Origin of the sequence: Clostridium weizhouense (genome assembly GCF_019431045.1) — a bacterium.
In the GTDB taxonomy this organism is placed as follows: Bacteria; Bacillota; Clostridia; order Clostridiales; family Clostridiaceae; genus Clostridium; species Clostridium weizhouense.
The window spans coordinates 189,922-202,422 of record NZ_JAHXPT010000006.1; the positions used below are offsets into that span (position 1 = coordinate 189,922).

Sequence of the window (12,501 nt, forward strand, 5' to 3'; positions counted from 1 at the left end):
TTATGATTTTTTATATTTTTCAAATGCTTTGTCTGAATTAATGTGAATATCTTTCAGAAAAACAATTAACCAAATAACAATTGCTATAATTGAACAATATTTATTTATAAAATATGATGAAGCTACCCCTAAAAGTAAAATTATAGACCAAAGAAAAAGAGAATTTCTCATATCTATGCTCATTTTCTTTTTATCATATTTTTCTCTTTCTTCTTTAGAAATAGTATTAAATCCACTGATTAATAAAGCAGCTTTTTCCTTTAATAAAGTAAAAATAAGTGATAGTAATATAAAAAATATTGCAAGTGTTAAACATATTATAGTACCTATATTCATAGTATCAAATCCTTTCATGTTAGTACTTTAAAGTTAATTTAAAAGAGTAAACTTGTATTTTAAATTTATGTTTTAAAACTATATTGATATTTTAGTATATAGTTAATCAAAATAAAATTTTAATGTACATTTAGGTTTATAATAAAATACTAGCATTTATTTAAAATGTAGAGTATTTTTAAAAGGAATCTATAATATCACATCTAGTAAATATTAATTTTTTGATGCCATCTTTATACCAATCAGGACAATTAAACCAGTCGATAGTATCTAATTTTAATCTTAGAAGTTTAGTCCAATGTTTATATCTTGGTTTGTTTTGTTCTATAACATACTTAGCTAAATCTTTATTTTCTAATACAAAACTTGGATGTGGTTCAGAATAATTAGTTAGATCTTTATGAAAATCATCACTTAAAGCATTAGACATTAAAGAATATCCTTGGTCAAATAATGGAGCAAAAGATAAAAGTTCTTGTGTATTATTATCTATAATAAATCCAAAATTCCCTAAGTGCCTATCTCTATTTTCTATAATATAATCAAATACTATCATATCCAAAAAATCTTGTTTAAATTCTTTAGGAATCCATCCAATGACATTTGCAAAACCCCACTTTTTTTTGTTAGGTTCCATGTTTTCTAAAAAGTATCTAACAGGTAAATAACCTTTATCTTTAGAAGTGAAAATTTCACATACTGAACAATTTTGATTATGCCATTTATCTATCCAATAAGGGATACAATTAATGTTTAATAGAGTTCCTATTTCACTTGAAATGGCTTCTGCAAAATGTTCTTTATCTAAGTTTGCAGCGCCGATATTACCACGCTTATATAATAAAAGTTTATTATTTATTCTTCTCCAAGCCTTATTCATAACCCCTTGAGTTGTAAGTTCTGGTGATGAAACTTTAGGAGTATTTACTGTACCACCTAAGCTAGTATTATTACCAAAGAAAGTTACTAATCCTAAGGCTTCCTGAAAGTTATTATCATATAAGTTATGTTTACTCCAACATAAATCAGATGGATACATATTCATACTATCTAATGGTTTTATCCAGTAGCTATCATTTAAACTAAATCCATTATTTAATTTTAAATAATCCAGGGCAGTTGGTTTTTTTTCAAATTTTAAAGATTCAATTAGTTTTTCTAAATGATTTCTATTAGCAGGAATTACTCTGCTTTTAAACCAATCATTTAATCCTGAGGTTTCATTTTTTAAAATATATGGGCTTAGAGCTTTATTAATTATTTTTATGATTTCATAATCTCCATTAATATTTAATTTATCATTAAAAATTAGAACTTGTATATCTTTATTCATAAGATAAAATTCACTCAAATTTTTCACATCCTTTTTTAAATCTTGAATGTTGACATTTTAAATTAGAGCTATTTTAAAAGATAGCATAAAATTTAATTTTAATGTATTTAAGAAATAAGGTATTACATATAATAAATAAATTATATCAAAAATATGATACTAATTGGTAAATACATTTGCAAATAATTTAGGCACATGAAATAAAATAATAGATCAAATAGACTAGCATACTGCTCTATTATTTTTTTGAATGTGCCTTATTTAAAATATAATTATTTATTACAACTTAAAAGTTTAATAATAGCTATATTTATTAGAAAAAATTAACAATGAACGTTGGTCAATTTCATATTTAAACTGATCAGTATAAGTGGTATAATATTTTATATCAATATTATTGTGGATTTGTTTCCTGTATTTTGATTTTATGATGTAAAATATAATTAATTAAATCTAATATGTAATTATGGAATTTACATATTAGACAAGCTATAAATTGAAATTTTAATCTTATAGTTTAGATATTAACTTTAATCTATATACCCCTGGGGTACCTCTGGGGTACCCCAGGGGTATATAGATTTTATTATTTTAAATTTCGGGAATTATCAAGGGGGAAGAAATATGATAAAAAGAATTAAGAAAGTGATGGCATTAGTATTAGTAGCAACTTCAGTTGTAGCTATAGCACCTAAGGATATATTTACAGGAAATGTTTCAGCTTATGCAAAAACAACATCTGAGACAGGTGGATGGACAGCAGCAGATGAAGTAAAGGTGCAAATTGGATTAAAAGATTATTTAAAGAGTACTATATATACAACAGCAGATGATGTTAAGCTTACATTTATGAAATATGTAAAGGTGAACTTAAGCAAGCAAACGGCAGAAAAAATAGTTACTCCAATGGTAACTAAAGAGGTTACATCAAAGGTAACGGCAATGGTAACAGCACAGGCAGTTGCTATAGCAAAAAAAGAACATCCAGAATTTGCTGCATTACCAGACGAAAAAATTGCACAAATGATTAAACCTCAGATTGATGAAAAAGTTAAGGCAGTAGTTGCACAAGTATTGCCTGGCACAATTGATACAGCAGCTACACAATTACAAAATGCAGCTCAACAAATACCTGTATATCAGTATGCAGCATCAAAGAACGATGGTACAGTATTAGGAATGGGAATTATAGCTGGTGGACCAATTACAGGAATGTTATTAAAGTCTGGCCAAAAACCTATATACGTTGATACTACTAAGTTAGGAACTGTAGGGAATGCAGCTTTACCTGAGTTGATTGATGAATTAGAAGATGTAATAAAAAATTTAGGAGATAAAATAAAAGGTCAAGTAGATGGAATAATAGGGCAAATAGAAGGGAAAATAGGGAATATTGTTAGTTCAGTTACTGATGGGTTAGATGATATAGCTCATTCAGTAGATAAGGTTACAAATTCAATAACTGATTTATTTGATGATTTAGATGACCATACTGATGACTTCTTTGATAGGATTAACAAAGATGAAGGATGGGACAAGCAAGATGGATATGTTTATTACTATGATGAGGATGGTATTAAATATAGAGGAGTACATGAAATAGAGGGTAAAAATTATTATTTCAATAGAATTGATGGAGCTATGGAAACAGGTTGGCAAATTGTTGATGGGAAGAGATGTTACTTCTCTCCAAAGCAAGGATATCAAGTATATGCTCAATGGATAAAAGATGGAGATAAGATATATTGTCTTGATGGAAATGGTGAAGTGAGAAAATCACAATGGGCTCAAGATGGTGGTAAGACATGTTATTTAAAGGCAGACGGGACTTTAGCTACAGGATGGTTTAAGGTTGATAGAGAAGATTGGTATTACTTTGATAATTATGGTCATATGGAAAGTTCCGCTTGGAAATGGGTTGATGGAGATTGGTACTATTTAAAAGAGAATGGTGCAGCAGCTATAGATTGGAACTTAGTAAATGGAAAATGGTATTGCTTTAAAGATCCATCAGGAGCTATGTATACAGGTTGGTTTAGACATGATGGAAACTGGTATTGTGCAGATGAAAATGGAGCAATGAAAACAGGATGGGCATATTCAAGTGATGGATGGTGCTACTTAGATGAAGAATCAGGTCAAATGAAAAAAAATGAATGGGTTTTAATTAATGGAAAATGGTATTACTTTAATATAAATGGTGTTATGGTAACAAAATCAAGATATATAGATGGAACTAAGTACTACTTCAATGAAGATGGAAGTTTACAATAAATTTTAAAATAGTATTGATATTGTTGAATAAAAATAATGGACAGGAGGATTTAAGTAAATTCCAATGTCGGTTCTGAATTATTCAACAATATCAATTTTTATTTTCAGGAAGATGATAATTTTATTGAATTTATTTTTAAATTATATAAGTTTCAATGAAAGTTTGTTCATTTGTTGTAATATGATTTTGGGCTTAAGGGGTATTTATTTTCTCTTAAGAATTATTTAAGATTAAATGTATTCATAAAACATGCCTTATGTGGTAAAATTATACTTATATTGAATGAGGGGGAAAGAACATGAATAAACATTTAAAACACATTATTGCAGCTACACTTGTTATAAGTGCATTTACTGCAGTAGCACCAGCAAGTGCTATTAATTTTGGGACAACTACAGCTTATGCCAAATCTTCTAAAATAGATAAGGATGACATTGATGATTTTAAAGTTAATGGAGATAGTGATGACCTTAAGCTTTACAGTGATTCAAAATGTAAAGATAAAACAAAGTTTAAATATAGCACTACAAAATATTATGTAAAGCCAAGTAAAGATGATAAAGAACTTAGTATAAATGCTGATATAAATGATGATTATGAAGCATATGTATTTAAAGATAGTAAAAAGGAAGCTCATGATTTAGGAGATGATATAAAAGTTAGTTCTGGATCAACTCTTTATTTAAGAATATACGAAAAAGGCGAATTTGATGAAGATAATGTAAAAAGACATGCTGAAAAAACTTACGAAATACATGTATATGATAAATCTGATTCAAAAAAAGATGATGATGATGATTCAAATGATAAGATTTATTTAGATGATATTACATTAAGTGAAGGAACAATAAACTTTTCAAAGAAAACAAGCTCATATGATATAACTGTTCCTGAATCAGTTAAATCTGTAAAGATTAAAGCTAAACCAGAAGATGAAGATTATACAGTTGAAATTGATGGACATGAAGTCAATGATGATGATAAATATAGAAGAGAAGTTGATTTAGAGAAGGGTAAGAATAAAATCAAAATCACTGTTGAAGATGATGATGATAATAAGAGAACTTACACATTAAATATAAATAGAGCAGATAAATCTTTAGAAGATAAAAAAACAGAAAACAATACAAATACTACTAAACCAAGCAATAACACAAACAATAATTCAAATACTCCAGGACCAAGTGTACAATTAAAATGTAATCAATGGGTAACTGTTAATGGTAAATGGCAATATAATGATTCAAACGGAAAAGCAATAAAGAGTAATTGGTATCAAGATAGATCTTCAGGAAAATGGTATTTCTTGGATTCGAATGGAGATATGGTAACAGGTTGGTTACCTAGTGGTGGAGCTTGGTACTATTTAGATGGAAGTGGAGCAATGCAAAAAGGTTGGCTACTTGATGGAGGTAAATGGTATTACCTAAGTGAATCAGGAGCAATGAAAACTGGTTGGATAATAGATAATGGTAAGTATTATTACTTAACTCAATCTGGAGCAATGCTTACAAATGCAACAATTAATGGATATAAATTAGGTTCAGATGGAGCATGGATAAGAGGATAAATTTTTAACAGTAGAATATATAAATAACAGAATATATAAGACATGAAGTATGTTTTAAAGAGATATTTTGAATTCACAATGGACAATTGACAATGTAGGATGAAATCACTTTGTGATTTCTAAAATATATATTTTTTTGAAAACCTGTGGCTTTCAACCACAATTGTTCATTGTCAACTGTCAATCGTGAATTGAAACGTGGATATCAACAGTTTTAAAATATAGTTAAGAAGGTACTTATATATTTTATGAATAAGTATATGTAATTTCCTAAATATAGGTAAGTTATATATACTTATTTTTGTTTATAGAAGTAATTAGCTTAGGTGTTTATTAAAAATATTGAAGTGGTAATTTATAGTTTTTTTGTTGTTAAATATCCAATTATTTATTGAAAAGGTACCAAAATTTTCAAAGAAAATTGTATGTATTAATGAGATTCAAAATCATAACTGTTATTATCATATCTAATTTTGAAATTTCATGTCAAATATTTGATAATTATTCAATTAAGAATATCTTAAGGTTATCTTAATTTACAGTTTAATAATTCCATGGTAAAATGTATGTTAATAGGGGGAGGAGTGGTAAAATGAATAAAATATTCAAAAGAGTAGTTGCTACACTACTTACTGTATCAGCATTTGCTACAATTGAACCAGCAAAGTATATTAATTTAATGACTACGCAGGCACATGCAGATGAAGCTAAAACAGAGTTTAAAGTAAAAGAGGTTGAGGTGAAAAAATCATCTGGTAGCAGTGGATTACAATTATATGATAGCAAAAAATGTAAAAGTAAGGATAAAGTTGATTTTGATGAAAAAGACTCAAAATATTATGTTAATATAAAATCAGGCAATAGAGTATATATAGATTTAGATGTTGATGGAGATTATGATTATAAAATCAAAAAAGGTTCTAAAAAATATGAAGAAAATGAAAAGATACCTGTAAGTTCATCTTCAACTAAAATATCAATAGATGTTTGGCCAAAAGACAAATCAGAGTCAGATGGTAAAAGATATACAATATATGTTCAATGTGATAGAGATAGAGACGATGATGATGACGATGATGATGACGATTATGATGAAATTTATTTAGATAGACTTAAAGTAGGCGGAGAAACTATAAAATTAAAAGAAAGTAAAACTTCTTATAGCATAGATTTTGATAAATCAACTTCATCAGTTAAAATAATAGCTGAACCAGAAGATGGTGATGACTGCAAAGTTTATATTGATGGAAAAAGAGTTGATGATGATGACGATTATAAGAAAACTGTAAGCTTAAAAGAAGGTAAAAATGAATTTGAAATAAAACTTAAAGAAGATGATGACAGAAGAACTTATACATTAACTATCAATAGAGGAAAATCTTCAGATAAAGATAGTGATGATAAAGAAAGTAATAAAGAAACAAACAAACCAATCAAGGCAGATCAATGGATAACTGTTAATGGAAACTTAGTATATAATGATTCAACAGGAAATCCTATTAAAAATTCTTGGTTCCTTGATAGAAATTTTGGAACATGGTATCTATTTGATGCATATGGATATGCTAGAAAAGGTTGGGCATACACTAATGGAACATGGTACTACTTAAATCCATACACTGGACAAATGCAAACAGGTTGGACATATGTTAATGGAACATGGTATTACTTAAACCAATATAGTGGTGCAATGCAAACTGGTTGGGTATATGATAATGGAGTATGGTACTATTGTAATAGTTCAGGAGCAATGCTTAAGAATACAACAATAGGTGGATATAGATTAGGCTGGAATGGAGCTTGGATAAGATAATCTATAAATAAAAAAGAGTATATATAATTGACTCTAGATGCTAAGAAACTACGCTTAAGAGTTTCTATCGTTTGTTTAATCAACTTAGCTAAAATAACTAAACTCACCTAAAGGTTCAAAGAATAGTTATTTCTTAACGCTAAGCAGCTTAAACAAATGATGAAACACTAAAAGCTTGTTTCAATGCATCTTCGTCAATTATATATACTCTTATATTTTTACATAGAGATTATCTTTGGAAAAATAGACTATCAAGCACTAAAACAATAACAATATTCTTAACGTAAAATTCATATTAAGGCACATTCAAAAAATAATAGATCAACATGCTTGTCTATTTTGTGTGAGACTGCGTCAGTAAATTTAGCTAATAGCTCGCTATTAACTAAATTTACTTCCTTGTCTGACACAAAATATACTACACCTCTTTGATCTATTATTTTATTTCATGTGCCTAAAATCAAGAAATACTAAAGCTTATTTTTTTTATGCATCATTTCGTATTAATTGTTCTTTTTTATAAATATTATATATTTAGAAGAGCAACTATATAGAAATGATATTCTGTTAAATTTTAATATATAATTTATAAAAAGTAAAAATATATAAAGGTTTACAAAAATATATTGAATAAATTTAAAAATATGTTATAATAAGGTTAAGTTTTAATTATATCGACAAATTATTAAAGAGAGAGAAAAACTGTATTACTATGTTGGAGTAATACAGTTTTTTTGTATAGAAAATCATATGATTTTATAGAATTGAAAATTAAATGAAATTTAAGAAAAAAGTGAATTTAAAAATTAATTATGTTTGGAATAAAATTTACAATATATAAAATATTAAAATTATTGTGGCAAATATTACATATGAAGTGTGTATTTAATTTTGGTATTATATATATCTGGAATAAATAGAGTATATTTGTTATACATATTTTGTTTTGTTATAATTAAAATAAAAAATAATTAACCTATAAAATTAGCAAGCAATATCTAATAATTATACAAAAATAAGGCTATTTAACTCTATATCCCTCTTTGAAAGTTAATCATATATTAAGGTAATATTAATTTACCTTATAGGATTATAGTGGTAGAATTATATATTATATCAACTATATGAGGCAGATAAAAAAATAATAGATTAATTACTTGAACTATTATTTTATAGGCCTAAGGGGGGATGCGTTTTGAAGAAAATCTTAAAAAATATAGTTACATCAATATTAATTGTTAATGCTTTTAATGTATTTTGGCCAGCAGATTATTTGAATTTAACAAGGAATAAAGCTTATGCTGCAAGCAAAGTATATTTAAAGAGTTTATATTTAAGTGATGGATACGATATTGATTTTTCTGAAAATAAATATTCTTATATTTTAGATGTTGATAAATCATTAGATGAGATAATAATTAGAGCTAGACCAGAAGATGATGATGATAAAGTAAAAATTAATGGAGAATTATTAAAAAGGGACGATAAGTATAGAAAGATAATAAGTTTAAAAGATGGAAAAAATAAAATAGAAATAGAAGTTAAAGACGATAATAGTGCCAATACAAGTGTTTATACTTTGTATATATATAGGGGTGGAAAAGAAGCTATATATTTAAATGATATAACTATTGATTCTAGTAATGTTGGATTTGAAAAAGAAAGAAATTCTTATAATATAGAAATTGATCAGGATACATCAAAGGTACTTCTTAATGCTGTTACTGAGGATGAAACTTATAAGGTATCAGTTAATGGCACAGAATTAGATGAACCTAATTTGATAAAAATAAGGTTCAGTGAGATTGGAAAGTATGTCATTAAAGTTAAAGTCACTGATATAGAAACCAAAAGATTTAAGGAATATACATTAAATATGTATGTGGGAATTCCTATATCACCAGATATTTCAAATTCGATTAATTCAGTAATTAAGCCTAATCAATGGGTTATTGTAAACGGGAGATGGAGATATAATGATTCGTTAGGTGAATGTTTAAAAGATACTTGGTTTTATGATAAATACTATGATAGATATTTTCATTTTAATAAAAGAGGAAATATGCAAGTTGGATGGATAACTGTAGATAATAAATGGTATTATTTAGCTAGTCATGGTGCAATGCAAACAGGATGGCTTTTTGAAGAAGGCGATTGGTATTATCTTAATGCAGATGGAGTTATGCAAACAGAATGGCTTTATAATAATAATAAATGGTATTATTTAAATCAAGCAGGAATGATGAAAAAAGGTTGGATACAAGTTGATGGTAATTGGTATTTATTAGATAATTCTGGAGTTATGGTTACAGGATGGGTTATATATGATGGTAAAAAATATTTTTTTAATTCTAATGGTGCAATGGAAGAAGGTTGGCTTCAATACAATGGATACTGGTATTATTTAAATAATGATGGTTCTATGAAAAGTGGAGAATGGATGTATGATAATGGATATTGGTATTATATAAACTATATAGGTACGATGAGAACTGGATGGCTATATCAAAATAATAAATATTATTATTTAAATGAAGATGGGAGTATGAGGACAAGCACTATAACTATTGATGGATATACTTATAATTTTAATGAAGATGGATCTGTGAAGTTTAATCAAGTATGATATTCAGTCTTTTAACTTTTCTTATTTTATATTTAAGAAGAGTTTGATGGTGATGAAAAAAATTAATTAATTTAAATATAGAATGGATATATTTAGACAATGATTAATATGGGGGGGAGACATGAATAATTATCCTGAATTGGAGGAACATATTAATAATTTTAAGCAAGATGAAAAGTATATTGAATATTTTAAAAATTTTGCTATAGAAAATATTAAATATAATCCTAAATACGTGAAAGAGATAATGAATCGCTTACTACAAATTTCAGAACAAAATAATTATGAATATAGCAAGAACTGGTGCTTTGTTTATAATGGTTGGTATGAAAGTATGAATTGTAATTTCAAAAAAGCTATAGATTTTAATTTAAAAGCAAATTTGTTTTTTGAAAATATTGGTAGTATAAGAGGGCGTATTATAACATGTGCTTTACTTATTTTAGATTACGCAAAACTTGGAAAATTTGATTTGGCAATTATGAATGGTTTAAAAGGAATAAAATTAGCAAATCAAATAGAGGATTCAAATCTTTTAGTTGAATTGTTAATAAATATAGTGCACGCTTATATTGAAAGTAATAATTATGATGAAGCGCTGAAAATAATTGATAAATTAGAAATTTATGAAAATAATCTTAAATTAAATGATAAAATTGAATTTTATATAATATTAGCTGAATTTAAATTAAAATTTAAAGATTTTGAAAAAGCAAAAGAATACTGTGATATGAGCTTAGATTTAATAAATAAAAACAATGATGAGATTTATAAGGTTAAGATATTATCAATTAAATCAGAGGTTATTTATAGATTAGGTAAACATGAGAAGGCAGTAGAAGAATTTAATAATGTAATTAATATATGCAAAAAAAATAATAGAGAATATTTAAAGATAAAAACTTTAATAAGATGGGCAAAATGTGATTTGAATTTTGGAAAATATGTTTTTGCAGAAAATAAATTTATTGAAGCATTAGAGTATTTAAAAAATTCAGATTTTATTATTTTAGAATCTAAAGCATATAGTGGGCTAAGCAATATATATAAAAAATTAGGAAAGTATGAACAAGCATGTGAAGCTATTGAAAAGTTTAATCATTGTGAAAAGATTATTTATAATTCATTTAACAGTGTGTGGTTCACAATTTTAAAATATGAGAATGTAGTGGAAGAAGCAAAGTTATATAAGAATTTATATAAAAAAATGGATGTTATTTCAGAGTTGGGTAAAAAAATTACATCAACTTTGGAGATAGATGAGATGTTTAAGGTAATTTATGCTGAAGTTGGAGATTTGGTTGATGCGGATATCTTTGGAATAGCTTTATATGAAGAAAGATTTAAAGAGCTAAATTATAAATTATTTATAAATAATAAGAATACAGTAAATTTAAAACCTATAAATGTAAATGACAAAAAAAATCTTGCAGGATATTGTTTTAGAAATAAAAAAGATATATTAATTAATGATTTTTTCAGTGAATATTCAAAATATACTTCTATAAAAAGTCTGGATGATATAAAATCTAAATCTATGATTTATGTACCAATTATAGTTAAAGGTAAAACTGTAGGCATAATAACTATGCAAAATTATAAAAAGAATGCTTATAACAAAAATCATGTTAGCGAACTTAAAGTATTAGCATCTTATATGGGAGTTGCTTTAGAAAACAGTAGACTATTTAATAAGGTTAAATATTTTGCAACTTATGATTCATTAACTGGAGTTTTTAATAGAAGTGTTATATTAAAAGAAGGTAAAGAGATTTTAAAATCAAGTATTACAAATAAAAATAAGTTTTCTATAATAATGATTGATATTGATTATTTTAAGAAAATAAATGATACGTATGGACATAATACAGGAGATATTGTACTTAAAGAAGTAACTTCTATAATAAAACATGAAATAAGAAAAGATGCTATTATAGGAAGATACGGAGGAGAAGAATTTTTAGTTTTATTACCTAATGTTGAGTTGGAGACAGCAAGAATAATTAGTGAAAGAATAAGAAAAGCTGTTGAAAATCATAGTTGTTGTATTGATAATACAATTTTTAATAATATAACTTTAAGCCTAGGAATTTATGAATTTAAAAAAGATGAATGTAATTTCTATGAAGGATTAAAAAAAGCAGATAAGGTTCTTTATATGGCGAAAACATTAGGAAGAAACAGAAGTGTAGCTTACATGGAGAGAGAAGAGGCACAATAGAAAATATTATATTAACGCTATATTTTAAGTGAATGTTGATATTTTAAAACATAGTCTATATTAAAAATAGTAGTGATAATTGTTTTACAGAACTAAGAAAATTTTCTTGGATGTATTTAATATCACTACTATTCTTTTATTTGAAGATATGTTTAAAAGAAATCATGTGCAGGAAAATTCAATGCTAGTTTGCCTTATATTACAATATAAATTTTGTTATTTGAAAATATGTTTTTGAAAATAGCCTTTGATATTATATAGAAATTATAAAATTCTTAAAGATTTAATCGTCGATAAAATTTAGTTTCAGATGTTTTTAAAATTGTG

General features: G+C 26.2%; 7 protein-coding genes. 5 read left to right on the plus strand and 2 right to left on the minus strand.

Features of this window, described 5'->3' with window-relative positions; translation table 11 throughout:
* Positions 1 to 336: a DUF3784 domain-containing protein gene (locus tag KYD98_RS09440; RefSeq protein ID WP_219779533.1), complete on the minus strand. Its 336-nt coding sequence runs from the start codon at positions 334 to 336 to the stop codon at positions 1 to 3.
* 178 nt (positions 337 to 514) lie between these two features.
* A complete protein-coding gene (locus KYD98_RS09445) occupies positions 515 to 1,687 on the minus strand; it encodes a HipA domain-containing protein (RefSeq protein ID WP_219779535.1) in 1,173 nt (390 codons plus the stop codon).
* Between the two features lie 606 nt (positions 1,688 to 2,293).
* Here KYD98_RS09445 and KYD98_RS09450 point away from each other — a divergent pair.
* The 5 genes from KYD98_RS09450 to KYD98_RS09470 all read left to right on the plus strand — a co-directional run bounded on the left by KYD98_RS09450 (position 2,294) and on the right by KYD98_RS09470 (position 12,174).
* Complete coding sequence (locus KYD98_RS09450) at positions 2,294 to 3,943, plus strand: PspC-like choline-binding domain-containing protein (RefSeq protein ID WP_219779537.1); 1,650 nt, start codon at positions 2,294 to 2,296, stop codon at positions 3,941 to 3,943.
* Between the two features lie 299 nt (positions 3,944 to 4,242).
* The gene (locus KYD98_RS09455) at positions 4,243 to 5,514 is read left to right on the plus strand and encodes a cadherin-like beta sandwich domain-containing protein (RefSeq protein WP_219779539.1); all 1,272 of its coding nucleotides are present in this window, start codon (positions 4,243 to 4,245) and stop codon (positions 5,512 to 5,514) included.
* Between the two features lie 592 nt (positions 5,515 to 6,106).
* Positions 6,107 to 7,327, plus strand: a complete 1,221-nt coding sequence (locus KYD98_RS09460) for a cadherin-like beta sandwich domain-containing protein (protein ID WP_219779541.1) — start codon at positions 6,107 to 6,109, stop codon at positions 7,325 to 7,327.
* 1,195 nt (positions 7,328 to 8,522) lie between these two features.
* Positions 8,523 to 9,953 carry a cadherin-like beta sandwich domain-containing protein gene (locus KYD98_RS09465; protein ID WP_219779542.1) on the plus strand — a complete coding sequence of 477 codons (1,431 nt, stop codon included), beginning with the start codon at positions 8,523 to 8,525 and terminating at the stop codon, positions 9,951 to 9,953.
* Between the two features lie 121 nt (positions 9,954 to 10,074).
* The gene (locus KYD98_RS09470) at positions 10,075 to 12,174 is read left to right on the plus strand and encodes a sensor domain-containing diguanylate cyclase (RefSeq protein WP_219779543.1); all 2,100 of its coding nucleotides are present in this window, start codon (positions 10,075 to 10,077) and stop codon (positions 12,172 to 12,174) included.
* The last annotated feature ends 327 nt before the right edge of the window (positions 12,175 to 12,501 follow it).

What these genes read in the sequence shown, in the direction of transcription:
- KYD98_RS09440 (WP_219779533.1), bottom strand. Translation starts at nt 336, where the DNA reads ATGAATATAGGTACTATAATATGTTTAACACTTGCAATATTTTTTATA.
- KYD98_RS09450 (WP_219779537.1), top strand. Translation starts at nt 2,294, where the DNA reads ATGATAAAAAGAATTAAGAAAGTGATGGCATTAGTATTAGTAGCAACT.
- KYD98_RS09455 (WP_219779539.1), top strand. Translation starts at nt 4,243, where the DNA reads ATGAATAAACATTTAAAACACATTATTGCAGCTACACTTGTTATAAGT.
- KYD98_RS09460 (WP_219779541.1), top strand. Translation starts at nt 6,107, where the DNA reads ATGAATAAAATATTCAAAAGAGTAGTTGCTACACTACTTACTGTATCA.
- KYD98_RS09470 (WP_219779543.1), top strand. Translation starts at nt 10,075, where the DNA reads ATGAATAATTATCCTGAATTGGAGGAACATATTAATAATTTTAAGCAA.